The sequence below is a fragment of the Candidatus Dechloromonas phosphoritropha genome (assembly GCA_016722705.1).
Taxonomy (GTDB): Bacteria; Pseudomonadota; Gammaproteobacteria; order Burkholderiales; family Rhodocyclaceae; genus Azonexus; species Azonexus phosphoritrophus.
The window spans coordinates 677,841-694,557 of the sequence record JADKGN010000001.1 but is presented as its reverse complement, the minus strand read 5'-3'; the positions used below and the strand labels follow the sequence as shown (position 1 = coordinate 694,557).

15 protein-coding genes are annotated in these 16,717 nt (G+C 55.8%); 14 read left to right on the top strand and 1 reads right to left on the bottom strand.

Going from position 1 to position 16,717, the window contains the following annotated elements; translation table 11 throughout:
- The first annotated feature begins 144 nt into the window (after positions 1-144).
- The 3 genes from IPP03_03440 to IPP03_03430 all read left to right on the top strand — a co-directional run bounded on the left by IPP03_03440 (position 145) and on the right by IPP03_03430 (position 4,009).
- Positions 145-1,293, top strand: coding sequence for a glycosyltransferase family 4 protein (locus IPP03_03440; protein ID MBL0351764.1), 1,149 nt, complete (start codon positions 145-147; stop codon positions 1,291-1,293).
- A gap of 216 nt (positions 1,294-1,509) precedes the next feature.
- Entirely contained in the window at positions 1,510-2,601 is a 1,092-nt protein-coding gene (locus IPP03_03435; protein ID MBL0351763.1) for an ISAs1 family transposase, read from the top strand.
- Positions 2,602-2,794: 193 nt separating this feature from the next.
- Positions 2,795-4,009, top strand: coding sequence for an IS4 family transposase (locus tag IPP03_03430; GenBank protein ID MBL0351762.1), 1,215 nt, complete (start codon positions 2,795-2,797; stop codon positions 4,007-4,009).
- Between the two features lie 52 nt (positions 4,010-4,061).
- Here IPP03_03430 and IPP03_03425 read toward each other — a convergent pair whose 3' ends face one another.
- Entirely contained in the window at positions 4,062-5,153 is a 1,092-nt protein-coding gene (locus IPP03_03425) for an ISAs1 family transposase (protein MBL0351761.1), read from the bottom strand.
- Between the two features lie 410 nt (positions 5,154-5,563).
- Here IPP03_03425 and IPP03_03420 point away from each other — a divergent pair, with 410 nt between their 5' ends.
- From IPP03_03420 to IPP03_03370, 11 genes are all read left to right on the top strand, one after another.
- Positions 5,564-6,688, top strand: coding sequence for a glycosyltransferase (locus IPP03_03420; GenBank protein ID MBL0351760.1), 1,125 nt, complete (start codon positions 5,564-5,566; stop codon positions 6,686-6,688).
- A gap of 109 nt (positions 6,689-6,797) precedes the next feature.
- The gene (locus tag IPP03_03415) at positions 6,798-7,820 is read left to right on the top strand and encodes a glycosyltransferase (protein ID MBL0351759.1); all 1,023 of its coding nucleotides are present in this window, start codon (positions 6,798-6,800) and stop codon (positions 7,818-7,820) included.
- Between the two features lie 14 nt (positions 7,821-7,834).
- A complete protein-coding gene (locus IPP03_03410; GenBank protein MBL0351758.1) occupies positions 7,835-9,022 on the top strand; it encodes a glycosyltransferase family 4 protein in 1,188 nt (395 codons plus the stop codon).
- Positions 8,973-9,860 (top strand): class I SAM-dependent methyltransferase, encoded by an 888-nt coding sequence (locus tag IPP03_03405; protein MBL0351757.1) that lies wholly within the window; start codon positions 8,973-8,975, stop codon positions 9,858-9,860. Before IPP03_03410 ends, IPP03_03405 begins: the two co-directional genes overlap by 50 nt.
- Complete coding sequence (locus tag IPP03_03400) at positions 9,857-10,918, top strand: glycosyltransferase (GenBank protein MBL0351756.1); 1,062 nt, start codon at positions 9,857-9,859, stop codon at positions 10,916-10,918. Before IPP03_03405 ends, IPP03_03400 begins: the two co-directional genes overlap by 4 nt.
- Before the next feature lie 29 nt (positions 10,919-10,947).
- On the top strand, positions 10,948-11,253 hold the full coding sequence (locus IPP03_03395) for a type II toxin-antitoxin system HigB family toxin (protein ID MBL0351755.1): 306 nt from the start codon (positions 10,948-10,950) through the stop codon (positions 11,251-11,253).
- Position 11,254: 1 nt separating this feature from the next.
- On the top strand, positions 11,255-11,635 hold the full coding sequence (locus IPP03_03390; protein MBL0351754.1) for a transcriptional regulator: 381 nt from the start codon (positions 11,255-11,257) through the stop codon (positions 11,633-11,635).
- Positions 11,636-11,736: 101 nt separating this feature from the next.
- On the top strand, positions 11,737-13,746 hold the full coding sequence (asnB, locus tag IPP03_03385; protein MBL0351753.1) for an asparagine synthase (glutamine-hydrolyzing): 2,010 nt from the start codon (positions 11,737-11,739) through the stop codon (positions 13,744-13,746).
- A gap of 1 nt (position 13,747) precedes the next feature.
- Positions 13,748-14,833: an EpsG family protein gene (locus IPP03_03380; protein MBL0351752.1), complete on the top strand. Its 1,086-nt coding sequence runs from the start codon at positions 13,748-13,750 to the stop codon at positions 14,831-14,833.
- Positions 14,830-15,951, top strand: coding sequence for a glycosyltransferase family 4 protein (locus IPP03_03375; protein ID MBL0351751.1), 1,122 nt, complete (start codon positions 14,830-14,832; stop codon positions 15,949-15,951). The genes IPP03_03380 and IPP03_03375 overlap by 4 nt, the downstream gene beginning before the upstream one ends.
- 7 nt (positions 15,952-15,958) lie before the next feature.
- Positions 15,959-16,558 carry a YdcF family protein gene (locus IPP03_03370; GenBank protein MBL0351750.1) on the top strand — a complete coding sequence of 200 codons (600 nt, stop codon included), beginning with the start codon at positions 15,959-15,961 and terminating at the stop codon, positions 16,556-16,558.
- Positions 16,559-16,717: the final 159 nt, after the last annotated feature.

Below are 16,717 nucleotides of genomic sequence, written 5' to 3'. Positions count from 1 at the left end.
ACTATGCAATCCGAGTGCGGAGACCCTGGTGTGTAATGGCATGCCCTCTATCGCCTTCACCAAGCGAAAATTCCTCACGGATGTGGGTTTTTGCAAGAGGCTCAATAGTTATTCACGAAATTATATTTATTTGGCAAATACTAGATGCGTATATTGGTTGTTATTGATTCGTTAGGCTACGGTGGTGCGGAGAGGCTACTGGTTTCACTATTACCAGAACTTCGAAAACGAGGTATATTTTGCGAGATCGCTGTTGCAAACCACCCATATTCTTTGATGCCTGAACTTGAGGATGCTCGATTTAAGGTTCATTGTCTTGGCCTTTCACACCGTTGGGCATTACGAGAGGCCGCTAATAAACTCTCGAAAATATGCAAAAATGAGCCGTTTGATTTTATCTGGGGGCATTTATATTTTGGTAACCTATATGCGGCACATACACGTCTTTTCGTTAATAGATTAAAAGTTATTTGGACGTTGCATTATAAGTACGTTGATCCGAAAAATTTACGACAGATTTTTATGCAAGCACTAGAAAGGCTGTCATTAAACTATCTGGTAAATGCTAGAGTCGCTGTATCGCAGGCGGTTCTTGAAAGTTACCCTAAACTATTGGGTAGCAATATAAATTGCATTTACAATGGCATTCCTGTAGCCAATCTACCAGCTAAATTAACGATTGAGCAAAAATTAATTACAAGGAAACAATATGATGTCGATAAGGATGACTTCCTTGTCGTTGTTCCTGCTAGATATGTCGAGGTAAAGGGACACGCAGTATTGTGTGCAGCTTTGGCCCTGTTGAAGGATAGATATAATTGGTGTCCCGTTTGTCTTGCAGTGGGTAACGGCGATTTAAAGTTTTCTATTCAGCGAAATATAGAAAGCCTAAATTTAGAAAATTACTTTCATTTATTGGATGCGTTACCACAAGATAAATTGTTTTTATTAATACAATCTGCTGATGCTGTGGTGTTGCCTTCGTTAATTGAACCTTTTGGCATTGCCGCTGCAGAAGCGATGGCTTTGGGCACTCCAACGGTGCTGACTGATATTGATGGCTTTAAGGAATTAGTTGGCGATTCAAATTCCGCATTGAAAGTTCCCGTAAATGATTCTTCCAGCCTAGCCGAGGCTCTGTGGCAGCTTCGTTCGAATCCTGAATTAAGTAAGACTGTTTCGATGGAAGGCAAAAAACGAATCCAAGAAAAATTTGATATTTCTAAGCTGGCAACTGATTGGAGAGATTTGTTTATTGGTTTGAGGTATGCCTCGGCGTTGGTGCATAATTAGCACTCACTTATATAATAAAGACTTAAATTCAAGATTTTCGGCATGATCCGCCCAGGGCCTCCGCACTCGGAATGAATAATTCCATTTGTCATTATCTCCCTGAAAAAGTCGTTAACATTCAGCACGTTACGCCATCATCTTGTAAACCCATCGGAAATCACGTCTACTCTCGTCTTTTGGGTGCCCCCAATGAGCGCGACGAAAGGTCTGGTTTTGATGGAATGCTTGAACGAAATCGATGATCCCCGGAAGGCCAGCAATGGGACGCGGCATGACTTTCGGGAGATGCTCGTGATGGCGATCGCCGGTGTTCTCTCGGATTGCGACAGTGTGGAAGACGTTGCTGCCTGGGCGCAATCGCGTGAGCAGTGGTTGCGTCGGTTTCTGGTGCTGAAAAATGGCGTGCCGTCCGAAGACACCTTTCTGCGACTCTTTCGCCTGCTTGATCCCGGGCAATTCGAAGCCAGCTTCCGGCGCTGGGTGACTCAGGCCGTACCGACGTTGGCAGGAACGATTGCGGTCGACGGCAAAACGGTGCGTGGATCGGGCAATGGTGGCGAAGACGCCATTGACCTGGTTAGCGCCTTCGCCACCGAACTGGGCATTGCCCTGGGTCAGGAGAAGGTCTGCGGCAAGAGCAACGAAATCACCGCCATTCCCGAATTGCTTGAAGCGCTTGCGATCGACGGCTTTCTGGTCAGTATCGATGCCATGGGCTGCCAGCGCGCCATTGCCCGAAAGATCATTGACAAAAAAGCGGATTACCTGCTCGCCGTCAAAGGCAATCAACCCAAGCTGTTCAACGCGATCCAGGGCGCTTTCATTGATCGTCGAGAGACAGCGGGGCGAAACGAACACGTCGAGAAATCGCATGGCCGCGTGGTGGCGCAAATCGCGTCGATCCTGCCAGCGGAAGGCGTCGTGGTGTTGGCTGACTGGCCGGAGTGCGCCGTCATTGGCCGCATTGACTCGGTACGTCAGGTCACCGGCAAGGCGGCGACGCTGGAGCAACGGTATTACATTGCCTCGCGGGCTTTGACGCCTGAGCAACTGGCCCAAGCGGCCCGTAGCCATTGGGGAATCGAGAACCAACTTCATTGGATGCTTGATGTCACGATGGGCGAGGACGGCAGTACGGTGCGTAAAGACCATGCGCCACAAAACCTCTCCCTGCTCAAGAAGATCGTCCTCAATCTCATTCGCCTGGATAAGACCGACAAAAAGAAATGCAGCTTGCGCTTGAAGCGCAAGCGGGCAGCCTGGGATAATGAGGTACGCATGAACATGTTGGGATTTCCGGCATTATGATGTTCGAGTGTGGAGGCCCTGATGATCCGCCCCTATCCCAGCAATCCTCTTGACTTAGCGGTCTGTCATCTAATTTTGGCAACTTTGCCATCTGGCCGCGCCAAGATATAATCGAGCATGTAACCAATTGATATAAATAGGCTTTATATGACGGCCTAAATATGCCAATATCGTTTCACGGCTAACGGACTACATTCATGGCGCCAATTTCCTTGCCGCCGCCCGCCGCGAGCCTCGGTTTTTCACCCGAAACCGTGAATTGCCATTCACGAATCTGATCGCTTTCCTGCTCACCGGCATTCGCGGCGCAGTTCAGGCGGAGCTTGATTCCTGCTTTGCCCTGCTTGCCGGAAGAACCCGCCTTTGTCGGGCGATCACGGCCAGTGCCTTCTCAAAGGCGCGCAGCCATCTGGTCGCCAATCTCTTTGAGCCGCTCAATACAGAATTGCTGCGCCTGGTCGATGAGGTCGTTCCGCAGCAGCCGGACTGGCAAGGCTTGCGGGTCTTGGCGGCGGATGCATCGAAGGTACGTCTGACCTTGCTTGACCTGGAAGGGCGCCGCCATATTCGAGAAGCGGCCATCTTCGGTTTGTTTCGGCCAGGGATCGAATTGTTCGACTCGCTGATTTTGCACAGTTCGCTGGTCGGCGAACGTCAGATGTTGTTTGAGCGGCTTGACCGACTCGGTGCTCAGGACATGCTGGTGCTTGATCGCGGGTATCCGGGTGCCTGGTTGGTCGCGGCGCTGTTGCATCGAGGTATCCCCTTTTGCATACGCTGTGATTCGTCCGCTTCCTTTTCTGCCATCACCCAGTTCATGCGATCCGGAGAAGATGAGGCGCAGGTGACATTGCCGCCACCGCATCGTCAGGATGCCATTGATTACGAGTGTCCGCGTCTGCCTTCTATGGTTCGCCTGATTCGTCAGGTGACGCCGACTGGCAAGGTACGGGTCTTGATGACCTCCTTGCTTGATACCGCGCGGTATCCGGCCACAAGCTTCTCAGCCCTTTATCACAGCCGTTGGCGTATCGAGGAGGCGTTCAAGCGCATCAAACACCGGCTCAATCTGGAGCACACGTCCGGCCTGACTTGGCTGGCCGCCTGCCAGGATGTTGGGGCCAAGATGGTGTGTGACAATCTCAATGCCCTGGCCACCTACCTGGCTGCGGAAGAGCGGCTGCCCAGCGATTCGCCATGGCGAGTGAATCGGACGATGGCCTTCAATACCGTACGTCGTATCTTGCCCCGAGTCTTGGCGGGTGTGCAGCAAATCACCACCCGAGTTACCAAGGAAATCTTCTCGGAAATCGTCAAAAACCTTCAGAAATTTATCCCTGATCGTGCTCGACCTCGGCCAAACCAGCGAAAGCCTCACCTGTCCTTTGCTTACAAACCCGCCGTATGACTATGGGCTAAGTTGAGAGGATTGCCTATCCCAGGGCCTCCGCACTCGAACATCATAATGCCTGAAACCCCAACATATTCATGCGTACCTCATCATCCCAGGCTGCCCGCTTGCGCTTCAAGCGCAAGCTGCATTTCTTTTTGTCGGTCTTATCCAGGCGAATGAGATTGAGGACGATCTTCTTGAGCAGGGAGAGGTTTTGTGGCGCATGGTCTTTACGCACCGTACTGCCGTCCTCGCCCATCGTGACATCAAGCATCCAATGAAGTTGGTTCTCGATTCCCCAATGGCTACGGGCCGCTTGGGCCAGTTGCTCAGGCGTCAAAGCCCGCGAGGCAATGTAATACCGTTGCTCCAGCGTCGCCGCCTTGCCGGTGACCTGACGTACCGAGTCAATGCGGCCAATGACGGCGCACTCCGGCCAGTCAGCCAACACCACGACGCCTTCCGCTGGCAGGATCGACGCGATTTGCGCCACCACGCGGCCATGCGATTTCTCGACGTGTTCGTTTCGCCCCGCTGTCTCTCGACGATCAATGAAAGCGCCCTGGATCGCGTTGAACAGCTTGGGTTGATTGCCTTTGACGGCGAGCAGGTAATCCGCTTTTTTGTCAATGATCTTTCGGGCAATGGCGCGCTGGCAGCCCATGGCATCGATACTGACCAGAAAGCCGTCGATCGCAAGCGCTTCAAGCAATTCGGGAATGGCGGTGATTTCGTTGCTCTTGCCGCAGACCTTCTCCTGACCCAGGGCAATGCCCAGTTCGGTGGCGAAGGCGCTAACCAGGTGAATGGCGTCTTCGCCACCATTGCCCGATCCACGCACCGTTTTGCCGTCGACCGCAATCGTTCCTGCCAACGTCGGTACGGCCTGAGTCACCCAGCGCCGGAAGCTGGCTTCGAATTGCCCAGGATCAAGCAGGCGAAAGAGTCGCAGAAAGGTGTCTTCGGACGGCACGCCATTTTTCAGCACCAGAAACCGACGCAACCACTGCTCACGCGATTGCGCCCAGGCAGCAGCGTCTTCCACACTGTCGCAATCCGAGAGAACACCGGCGATCGCCATCACGAGCATCTCCCGAAAGTCATGCCGCGTCCCATTGCTGGCCTTTCGGGGATCATCGATTTCGTTCAAGCATTCCATCAAAACCAGACCTTTCGTCGCGCTCATTGGGGACACCCAAAAGACGAGAGCAGACGTGATTTTCGATGGGTTTGCAAGATGATGGCGTAACGTGCTGAATGTTAACGACTTTTTCAGGGAGATAATGACAAATGGAATTATTCATTCCGAGTGCGGAGGCCCTGATCCCGCCACCCGGCGATTAATGACATTATATTGCGCCAACGCCGGTCGCACTTCCAAAAGCTAAAGGCTTTGGCGTAGAGGCAGTTTTTCTAAAGACGCTGCGCCAGGGCGCTCGCTTTGGGCCGCTATTCAGAATGTATTTGAAGTTTCGTTTATTCCCTGCCTTTGATGTTTATTTTAATTTCAAGAATGGTCGATAACGTGAGATTTCATGCTCATGTAATCAGGAGTGCTGGAACCTTTCAATGAAGCAGAAGCGAATCGCAATCCTTCTCCCCGACCTTCGCGGCGGTGGTGCCGAGCGTGTCGCGGTGAACCTCGCCAATACGTTTGTCCAGCGCGGTTATGCAGTCGATATGGTCTTGCTTTCGGCAACAGGCGAGTTTCTGTCTGAATTACTGCCGGAAGTGCGCGTCGTTGATCTGAAAGTCAGACGCATACGTTGGGCGATATTTCCGCTTGTGCGCTACCTGCGCAGTGCTCGGCCAACCGTGGTTTTGGCCTGTATGTGGCCGTTGACCGTGGCTGTCATGTGGGCGCGTTTCCTTGCACGAGTACCCATGCGCGCAGTTGTCGCCGAACACACCACATGGTCAAGGTCCGAATTGCTTGAGCGGCCTACCGTGGAGTGGCAGATATGTTCTTCGATGCGTCGCTTCTTTCCCAAGGCCGATGGTATCGTGGCGGTGTCGGGAGGCGCTGCGGATGATCTGGCTCGGCTTGCCGGGCTGGACCGTGCTGCCATCAGCGCGATTTACAACCCGATTGTTGGGGAAGCGCTGGCTCGTCCGACGGCCACGCCAAGTGAACCGCAGGCATGGTGCGCTGGCGCGCATCGTCGGATTTTGGCGGTCGGTACGCTCAAGAAGATCAAGGATTACGCTACCTTGCTCAAGGCTTTTGCGATGCTGCGGCAGCGCCTTGATGTGCGCCTGCTCATTCTTGGTGAAGGAGATTGTCGTCTTGCCTTGGAGGCGCAGGCTCGCGAGTTGGCCATCGCCGACAGCGTATCGATGCCGGGGTTTGTCAAAGACCCGATGCCTTACTACCGGCAGGCCGACCTCTTTGTTTTGTCTTCGACTGGCGAAGGGTTTGGTAACGTGATTGTCGAAGCGCTTGCTGCTGGCACGCCTGTAGTCAGCACAGATTGCCCATCCGGGCCACGCGAGATTCTTCGCGACGGAAAGTATGGTCTCTTGGTGCCGGTTGGGGATGCACACGCACTGGCCAAGGCTATGGCTGCCTCACTAACTTTGCAGCATGATCGTGATGCCCTGATGGCGCGCGCGCAGCATTTCACGATCGACAAGGCGGCGGACCAATACTTGGCGCTGTTGTTTCCACGGGCGTCCCTTGAAGATTATGCGTGACCGATTGTGTCGCGTGCATCAGTGGAGATGGTCCGCAAATTCATTCACTGGAACACAGTGACAAATGTCATCATTGCTGGTATTCCAGCGCAACCTATAGATCGATTGTATGAGTGAAGTCTTGTCCGTTGTAATCACCTGCCACAATCTTGAAAAATATATAGCAGCTGCTATTGAGTCAGCCCTGAATCAGGATTATCAAGGTTCTGTCGACGTGCTGGTAATCGACGACTGCTCAACGGATCGCAGCGCAGAAATTATTAAGTCATATGAAAGTGTTCGTTATCTGCGGCCTGAACAGAATCTCGGCGTATTGATGGCAACGGTACTTGGGGTGGAGAGTACGGTCGGGGAATTGGTATTCTTTCTTGATGGTGACGATGTCTGGGAGGCTACAAAATTAAGCACTGTCGTAGCGCGTTTCAGAGCAGATTCGAAATTGGCGCTCGTTACTCACGATCTGACATATATCGACAGCCATGGCAATGTGCTCGATAGGAAAACGCGAGTAGAAGATGCTATGGCTTCAATTCGCCCATCAAGCGAAAGCAAAGCGATTCGTGATGGAATTCTTCTTCATAGTGACTATGTCTGGTTGGGCAGCGCATATGCTGTCCATCGCACCTTGGGTGACTTAGAGGGATTTTGCACTTTTGCAAAGGGCTTGCCAGACCCGTTCAATACCTACCAGGATTGGCCGCTGGCCTTTTGGGTTGCGTGCCAGCCGGGAGTTGTTTTTGGCTATGTGCCTCTAAAGTTATTTCGCTATCGTTTGCATGGTGCGAATCACAGTGGGGACGCTTCCAGTGTTGCAAAAGCAATTCGAAATGTGCGTCGTGCGCGAAACACAATGCAGGCCATTAGCGAGATTGCGGATCGATTCACGGCTGAGGCTTGTGTGCGCAAGGCGACAGATAGCAAGCTGGCTTTTTATAAGTATCTTGAGGATTTGTACAGCGGTCACAAGTGGCATGCCATGACTGGTTTCTTTTCAAGCCTGGCCTACCTGATGAAAAGCCCAGAGCCGTTATTGAAAGAGGTGTTTCGATTCGTAGCGGTCCAGTTTTTTGGCGTAGAGCGCCTCATCGGTTTGGCAGCCATAAGAAATCGACGGCGCACATTCAATTCTTAATTGGATGCCACGAGATGAGTCACTTATATATTTCCTACGACGGCATGCTTGAGCCGCTGGGCCAGTCGCAGGTGCTGGCTTATCAGGAACGGCTGGCGGCATCCACCACCGTTCATTTGCTGAGTTTCGAAAAGCCGGAAGACTGGGCGGACGGGGCTGCGCAGTCGAGTGTCAGGCAGCGCATGGATGCAGCGGGTATCCACTGGCATCCACGCGGCTATCACAAGCGGCCATCGGCGCTGGCAACGGCCTATGACATCCTTGTTGGCATCAGCACTGGCCTGTGGGTGATTCTGCGCTACCGGATTCGTATCGTTCATGCCCGAAGCTACGTGGCCGCCGTTATGGCCCTGGTGCTCAAGCGCCTGACGGGCGCGAAGTTCGTCTTTGACATGCGCGGCTTCTGGGCCGACGAGCGCGTCGACGGCGGGCTGTGGCCACGGGAAGGGCGAATGTTCCGAGTGGCCAAATGGTTCGAGCGGCGCTTTTTGCTGGCTGCGGATCATGTTATTTCCTTGACCCATGCAGCGGTGCGCGAAATGGAGAAGTTTCCCTATCTGCAGCACGGGATGCCGCCGGTCACGGTAATCCCCACGTGCGCGGACCTCGACCGTTTTCGGCCAAAAAAGCAGGTCGACCGCAACAATGGCTTTGTACTCGGTTATGTGGGCTCCGCTGGTACCTGGTATCAATTCGATGCGGTCGTCGCATGTTTCGCCGCGTTGTTGAGGCTAAAGTCCGATGCGCGCTTCCTGATTGTTAATCGCGGGGAACAGGACTACATCCGCGAACACTTGATGGCGGGTGGTGTGCCGCTGGAAGCTGTTGAAATTCTCTCTGCCAGTCATGCCGAAGTGCCAATGCTGATGGCCAGGATGGATGCCAGCGTGTTTCTCATCAAGCCGGTGTTCTCGAAACAGGCATCTGCGCCAACCAAGCTTGGCGAGTTCCTCGGCTGTGGTATTCCGTGCCTTACCAACCGTGGTGTTGGGGATATGGTCGAGATTCTGGAAGGGGAGAAGGTCGGCATTGCAGTGGAAGGGATTTCGCCGGAAGCCCTGCAGGCTGGCTTGGCTCGTTTGCTTGAACTGGTGGAAACGCCGGATATTTCCGAGCGCTGCGTTGCGGCTGCCCAGAAGCACTTTTCGCTGGATGACGGCGTGCGGCGATATCGAAGCGTCTATAAGGAATTGGGGGCGTAGGCAATTGGAATTGGGTAAAAATCTGGACGCCGATACGGTGCAGAGCTTTGGCGACGAATGGTCACGCTTTGATCAGGCAAAACTCTCGGATGAAGAGGCGCGCAAGATATTCGATGAGTATTTTGCGGTGTTCCCCTGGCAACGGTTGCCGCCTGATGCGAGTGGGTTTGACATGGGGTGTGGCTCCGGCCGCTGGGCCAGGCTGGTGGCGCCGCGCGTGGGGCAACTACACTGCATTGACCCGTCATCAGCCCTGAACATCGCCCGGAAGACACTCGCCGACTTTGAAAGCGTTACTTTTCACAGTGCTTCCGTCGATGAAAAGACGCTGCCTCCTGAAAGTCAGGACTTCGGGTATTCCCTGGGGGTTCTGCATCATGTGCCGGATACTGCGGGGGCCATCAAGGCCTGTGTCGTCATGTTGAAACCCGGTGCGCCGTTTCTTGTTTACCTCTACTACGCGTTTGATAACCGCTCGCTTGCCTTCAAATTCATTTGGCGCTGTTCAGATATTCTGCGTCGGGTAATTTATCGCTTGCCTGCGTCGTTGAAGCATTTGGTTACCGATGCACTGGCGGCAATCTTTTATTTTCCGCTGGCACGGATGTCGCTGTTGCTTGAGCGTCTGGGCATGCGTGTTTCGGGCATTCCGTTGTCGTATTACCGGAAGCACACCTTTTATACGATGCGAACCGACTCAAGAGACCGCTTCGGAACGCCTTTGGAGCAGCGGTTTACGCGGAAGGAAATCAGCCAGATGCTGGAGGCGGCTGGGCTTATGGATATACGTTTCTCTGAACGAGCACCGTTCTGGTGTGCGGTTGGCATCAAGAAATGATCAGAGTGCTTGGCCTGGCTTTGTACGGCCCACTCGCGGCAAGCACGCGATACCGCCTCGGCCAGTATGTTCCCGGATTGGCCGGGGAGGGTATTGAGTTGAAAATCGTCCACCTGCTTGGGGATGACTATCTGCGTCGGCGATTTTCCGGAGAGGCCTGGCCGGTTGGGTCCATGTTGCGCGCCGGGGTGGGGCGTTTCGCCGATCTGCTCGGTCAATCCGATTTCGATGTCGCGATGCTGCATTGCGAGTTGTATCCATTCCTTCCGGGCGGGATCGAAAGGGCATTGATTCGCATACCTTACGTTTATGACTTCGACGATGCCTTTTATTTGAAGTACCGCAGTGGGGCAAAGCGTTTGTTCAAGCCGTTTCTCGGGAGCAAGTTCGACAAGGTTATCGCGGGTGCGGCGGGTATTACGGCAGGCAATAGCACGCTGGCCAATTACGCGCGGCAATTCAACAGCAAGGAATACTATCTCCCGACCGTGGTAGATACGGAGCGTTACATTCCCAGTGCGCGTGACCGCTCTGAGGCAGTGTTTACGGTTGGCTGGATCGGTTCGCCATCGACGGCGCCCTATTTGGCCGAACTGGTGGCACCTTTATCGTTGCTCGGGCTTGAAGGCCAGGTACGATTTGTGGTGATTGGGGGAAAGGCGCCGGTTATCCCGAATGTGTCGGTGGTTGAAATCAACTGGCAGGAGTCGACCGAGATTGATTTGATCAGCACATTCGATGTTGGCGTAATGCCACTGCCAGACGATGACTGGGCTAAAGGCAAGTGCGCTTTCAAGCTCATTCAGTACATGGCCTGTGGTGTGCCAGTTGTCGCTTCTGCCGTGGGTGCCAATGTGGAAGTTGTCACAAATGAATGTGGCTTGCTGGCTTCGACGCCGGATGAGTGGCTGGCTGCTTTCAGATCGTTGCGCGATGGGCGAGCACGCCGTATCGAGATGGGTCGCGCTGCCAGGGAACGTGTGGAGCAGCATTACTCGCTGCGACGCAATCTTCCAGTATTGGCCAACGTACTGCGCGCAGCCGCCGGGAAAAGTTGATGTATCCCACAATGGGACTATAATTCTCCATGAACATCGTGGCCATTAAATTCCTGCGGGCCTTCTGGGAAAGGCATCCGGATCCCGAGCAAGCACTCAAGTCCTGGGTTGATGAAGCCAGAAAGGCGACATGGCTGCAGCCCTCTGAAATCAAGGCGCAGTGCCGGAGTGCGAGCATTCTCAAGAATCGTCGCGTGGTGTTCAACATCAAGGGCAACGATTACCGATTGGTGGTTTCCGTTGCCTATCACTATCAAGCGGTCTATGTGAAATTCATTGGCACTCACAAGGAATACGACGCCATAGCCGCTGAAACCGTTGAAATGGAGGTATGAGATGGAAATTCGCCCGATCCGCACTGAAGATGACTACAAGGCCGCGCTACGCGAAGTCTCAGCCTATTTCGACGAGGAGCCAATTCCGGGCACACCTGATGGGGATCGCTTTGAGATCCTGTTGACGCTTGTGGCGGCCTATGAAGCCAAGCATTATCCGATCGATCTGCCGGACCCGGTCGAGGCCATCAAGTTCCGCATGGATCAGGCCGGACTAACGCCCAAGGACCTGGTGCCGGCCATCGGCCGACTGAACCGCGTCTATGAGATTCTGAACCGCAAGCGCCCACTGACGCTGAACATGATCTGGAAGCTGCACGAGAAACTGGGGATACCAGCGGAGTGCCTGATTCAGCCGGCTAAACTGCCCATCTCCTCTTGAGAGCGATCATGTTTTGCACGAAAAGGGCCTGGTGCAAACCCATGTTGGTGTTGGATTTTCAACCTCAAAATACAAATAGCCATTTAGAGAATTAGTAGCGTATGTGCGGTGTAGCAGGATTATTGACGGCGTGCGGCACCGCGCAGGGTAGCCTGGAGGCGCTGGTCACGCGCATGGCGCTGGCCGTCCAGCAGCGCGGCCCGGATGATGCCGGCGCGTGGGCGGATGCCGAGGCGGGCATCGCGCTGGGCCACCGGCGCCTTTCCATCATCGACCTGTCGCCCGCCGGGCATCAGCCGATGGCTTCGGCCGGCGGGCGCTTCGTCATTGCTTTCAATGGCGAGATATACAACTACCTGGAATTGCGTGCCGAATTGGCGTCGACCGCAACAGCGCCGGCCTGGCGCGGCCATTCGGATACCGAGACGCTGCTCGCTGGCTTCGAGCATTGGGGGGTGGAAGCGACGCTGACCAGAACGGTGGGCGTGTTTGCCATCGCGCTGTGGGACAAGCACGAACGTACGCTGCACCTGGCGCGTGACCGTTTTGGCGAGAAGCCGCTGTATTACGGCTGGGCCAATGATGCCTTCGTGTTCGGGTCGGAGTTGAAGGCGCTGCGGGCTTACCCCGGGTTTGCCAACCCGGTTTGTCGCGAGGCGCTGTTGCAGTATTTCCGCTTTACCTACGTACCGGCGCCGCGCAGCATTTATCAGGGCATCTACAAGCTGGAACCGGGTTGTCTGTTGAGCCTTCACGGCCAGCCGCCGGCATCGGCCCCGGCCGAGCCGTTACGCCCGCCAGCCGCTTATCAAGGCCTTACCTTGTCGTGCTGGTGGTCGCTGGCTCAGGTGGTTGAAGACGGGGCGCGGCACCCACTGGTGGATGAAGGCGAAGCACTGGCCGCGCTGGATGAACGCTTGCGCGATGCGGTTCGTCTGCAATCGCTGGCGGATGTGCCTTTGGGCGCTTTTCTCTCGGGCGGGGTGGATTCATCGGCGATTGTCGCCTTGATGCAGGCGCAGGCATCGCGGCCAGTGAAGACATTCACCATCGGTTTCGAAGAGTCGGGGTTCGATGAATCGCCGCACGCGCGGGCGGTGGCGCGACACCTGGGCACCGAGCATTCGGAAATGTTCGTCAGCGCCGCCGAGGCGCGGGCGGTGATCGGCAAGTTGCCGGCGATGTACGACGAACCGTTTGCCGATTCGTCACAGATTCCCACCCATCTCGTCTGCCAGGCCGCGCGCCAGCAGGTCACGGTGGCGCTTTCCGGCGATGCGGGCGATGAGTTGTTCGGCGGCTATAACCGTTATTTTTGGGGGCCGCGCATCTGGAACCGGCTTGCCTGGCTGCCTTACCCCGTGCGCCGTGCGTTGGGGGTGGCGATTGCCGGTGTGCCGGTGGGTGGCTGGGATTCGTTGGGTGGGGCGCTCAACCGTTTGTTGCCGGGCACCGCCGGGATCGCCAATGTCGGTGAAAAGGCGCACAAGCTCGCTGCCCGCCTAGGTAGCGTGCACAACCTCGATGATCTTTATTTGAGCCTGGTTTCGGAATGGCCGGCACCGGAACTGCTGGTGCGCTCAGCAGGCACCCAGCTTATAGAACCTGCCAGCCTGTTGGCAGATGCCTTACCGGAAAGCGGAGTGGAGGGGAGTTCGCTGCGCATGATGTATCAGGATAGCCGGACTTATCTGCCGGATGACATTTTGTGCAAGGTGGACCGCGCCGCCATGGCGGTCAGCCTGGAAACCCGCATGCCGTTTCTTGATCATCGGGTGGCCGAACTTGCTTGGCAGTTGCCGCTGTCGATGAAGATTCGCGGCAACGAGGGAAAATGGGCCTTGCGCCAGATTCTCTACAAGTATGTGCCGCGCGGGCTGATCGAAAGGCCGAAGGCGGGTTTTGCCATTCCGGTCGGGCAGTGGTTGCGCGGACCCTTGCGCGACTGGGCCGAAGCGCTACTCGATGAAAACCGGCTAACACGCGAAGGCTACTTGAACCCGGGGCCGATTCGTGAGAAGTGGCGGGAGCACCTGAGCGGACGCCATGACTGGACGCCCAAATTGTGGAGCGTGCTGATGTTCCAGGCCTGGCTGGAGGCGAATTCCTGAGATGTGGCCATATTGGTTGATGTTCGTGGTGCCGGCGATTGTGGCGTTGATGAGCGAGGTGGATCGGGCGCGTAGCAGGCCGTCGAGTGTTTCCGCGCGTCTGAACGAAGCCTGGGTTGCAGTGGCGGCGGTTATGACGCTGCTGATCGGTTATCGCTACGAGGTGGGCGGGGACTGGTTCAATTATTTTCATTACTTGAACGATGTGCGTGGTGTCACGTTGGACGAAGTGGTCTTGATGAGCGATCCGGGCTACCAAATCATCAACTGGCTGAGCGTTGAAATGAATTGGGATGTTTTCGGGGTTAACCTGATGGGCGGCGCGCTTTTCGCCGTGGGGCTGGTTGTTTTTTGCCGCCATTTGCCCCGACCGTGGCTGGCGCTCTCGGTCGCGATGCCTTATCTGGTGATTGTCGTTGCCATGGGTTACAGCCGGCAGGGCATCGCGCTGGGCCTGGCGATGCTCGGTCTGGTGGCGCTGGGCAAGGGAGCGCCGGGTCGGTTTGTTTTTTGGGTGATGCTGGCGGCGACATTTCACAAGACGGCGGTGTTGTTGCTGCCGATCGCGGCGCTGGCTGCGGCGCGCAACCGCATGCTGGCGTTTGCCTGGGGTGCGGGTTCTGTTGCGCTGGGTTATTTTCTTTTTCTGGAAGATGCCGCTGAAAGCCTATACAAGAATTATGTCGAGGCTGAATACCAGTCGAGTGGTGCGATGATCCGCCTGGCCATGAACCTGCTGCCTGCGTTGATCCTGCTTCTTTTGCGCGACAGGTTCCGGTTTGCTGAAGCCGAGCGCAAGTTGTGGTTGTGGTTTGCCTTGATCTCGATTGGTTTGTTCGGCATTTTTCTGGTTTCTCCGGCGTCGACCGCAATCGACCGTATCGCGTTGTACATGCTGCCCTTGCAACTGGTGGTTTTTTCGCATTTCCCCGATGTGGTCAGCAAACGGACGGTAAGGGATGTGGCCGGCCCGGTGGCGGGCGTCCTGTTGTATTACGGTCTGGTTCAGTTCGTGTGGCTGAATTTTGCTGACCATTCCCAATATTGGCTGCCGTATCGTTTTTATCCTCTGGAAGCGTTTTTTTGAAAATTGCCCTGTTCGCCAATACGGAGTGGTATCTGTATAACTTTCGCCGTTCGCTGGCCTTGGCGCTGCGCGAGGCAGGGCATGAGGTGTTGCTGGTTTCGCCGCCCGGACCTTATGGTGAAAAGCTGCGGGCGCTGGGGTTTAGCTGGGTGGCGGCGCCGATGGAGCGGCGCAGCCTGAATCCTCTGCGTGAACTCGCTCTGGTCAACTGGCTGAAACGTCTGTTTTTCGAGGAGCGGGTCGATCTTGTGCACGGCTTTACGATCAAGTGCGCGGTCTATGGTTCGCTGGCCGCACGCCTGACCGGGATACCGCGGGTCAATGCCGTGGCGGGCATGGGTTATGTCTTCAGCAGCAGCGATTTGAAGGCGAGATTGCTGCGGCCGGTGGTGCGGACGCTGATGCGTCTTGCCCTTGATGGCAAGGCGGCGCGCCTGATTTTGCAGAACCCGGACGATGTGAGCCTGTTCAAGAAAGCGCGCTTGGCCGATCCTGCGGCGATTCGCCTGATTCCCGGCTCCGGGGTGGATTGCCGCCGCTTTGTGCCGACCCCGGAACGTCGGCGTGGTGAACGCTTCCGTGTGCTGCTGGCGGCGCGCTTGCTGTGGGACAAGGGTGTTGGCGAATATGTCGAGGCAGCTTCCCGATTGCGTGCGCAAGGGCGGACCATCGACTTTTTGCTGGCTGGCGACCCGGACCCGGGCAACCCGGCGGCGGTGCCCGAGGCGCAGGTGCGTGGCTGGGTGGCTGAAGGCCTGGTGCACTGGCTGGGGCATGTTGACGACATGCCTGGACTGTTTGCCACGGTCGACGCGGTAATTCTGCCCAGTTTTCGCGAAGGCTTGCCCAAGGGTTTGATCGAGGCCGGCGCCTGCGCGCTGCCCTTGGTAACGACAGATGTGCCGGGCTGCCGCGAGGTAGTGAGCGATGGCGTGGATGGCTTGCTGGTACCGGTGCACGATGCGGCATCGCTGGCTGCTGCGATTGCCCGCCTGCAGGATGACCCCATGCTGGGCGAACGTCTGGGCCAGGCGGCCCGGATCAAGGCGCTGGCGGAGTTTGATGAAAGTATCGTTGTCGCCAAAACCTTGGCGGTATATGGGGAACTGCTTTCGTGAGTCTTGCGTGCTGAGCTCCTTTGCTTCTAAATTGATCCGCAGGTTGTTTTTCTGGGTGCGCCTGCTTGCTTTGCTGGTGGCACTGGTGTGGACGCTCTGGCTGAGTCTGGGGGCGATCATGACGTGGCCGGCAAGCGAGCCGGTGGCCGCCGATGCGGTGGTGGTGCTGGGCGAAGACCCCGGTCATCGTTATGCGCGGGGCAAGGACTTGCTCCTTGCGGGTTATGCCGACACCTTGATGCTGATTCTTCCGTTGCCGCATGTGTTGCAGGATGCCACGAGTGACCTGAAAGGCATTTCGATTCATGTCGACCGCAGCGCAGACAGCACGTGGACCGAGGCGCTGGTGATGCGCCGCTGGATGGAGGCGAACGGCATCCACCATGTGTTGGTGGTCAGCGACCCGCAGCACCTGCTGCGCGTAAATTATTCGTGGTGGTCCGTGTTTCGGGGTTCCGGTTTGCGCTATACCTTCGTGGCTGCACCAACGCCCGACTGGTCGGCGTGGAACTGGTGGCAGAACAAGGCGACCGCCATTGGTATCGGTATGGAGGTGCTCAAGCTGGGGTATTACGTGGGGCGTTATCGGTTCGGTTGGGGGGAGTGAGGGGCGCTATTTGGTTTGCGCTTTCCGGAGTGGTTTCTGCCACGCCGGCGCCTGCTCCGGTGGACCGTTTCGGTGCCATAATGCTCATTGAATATAACGCCAAAAAATGGGGGGTCTTGTACTGAGGTCCGCCAGATATCCATGCTGGATCATTGGTAC

Coding starts and splice junctions, on each gene's coding strand:
- IPP03_03440 (MBL0351764.1), top strand. CDS start 145: ATGCGTATATTGGTTGTTATTGATTCGTTAGGCTACGGTGGTGCGGAG.
- IPP03_03435 (MBL0351763.1), top strand. CDS start 1,510: ATGGAATGCTTGAACGAAATCGATGATCCCCGGAAGGCCAGCAATGGG.
- IPP03_03425 (MBL0351761.1), bottom strand. CDS start 5,153: ATGGAATGCTTGAACGAAATCGATGATCCCCGAAAGGCCAGCAATGGG.
- IPP03_03420 (MBL0351760.1), top strand. CDS start 5,564: ATGAAGCAGAAGCGAATCGCAATCCTTCTCCCCGACCTTCGCGGCGGT.
- IPP03_03415 (MBL0351759.1), top strand. CDS start 6,798: ATGAGTGAAGTCTTGTCCGTTGTAATCACCTGCCACAATCTTGAAAAA.
- IPP03_03410 (MBL0351758.1), top strand. CDS start 7,835: ATGAGTCACTTATATATTTCCTACGACGGCATGCTTGAGCCGCTGGGC.
- IPP03_03405 (MBL0351757.1), top strand. CDS start 8,973: ATGACGGCGTGCGGCGATATCGAAGCGTCTATAAGGAATTGGGGGCGT.
- IPP03_03400 (MBL0351756.1), top strand. CDS start 9,857: ATGATCAGAGTGCTTGGCCTGGCTTTGTACGGCCCACTCGCGGCAAGC.
- IPP03_03395 (MBL0351755.1), top strand. CDS start 10,948: ATGAACATCGTGGCCATTAAATTCCTGCGGGCCTTCTGGGAAAGGCAT.
- IPP03_03390 (MBL0351754.1), top strand. CDS start 11,255: ATGGAAATTCGCCCGATCCGCACTGAAGATGACTACAAGGCCGCGCTA.
- asnB (MBL0351753.1), top strand. CDS start 11,737: ATGTGCGGTGTAGCAGGATTATTGACGGCGTGCGGCACCGCGCAGGGT.
- IPP03_03380 (MBL0351752.1), top strand. CDS start 13,748: ATGTGGCCATATTGGTTGATGTTCGTGGTGCCGGCGATTGTGGCGTTG.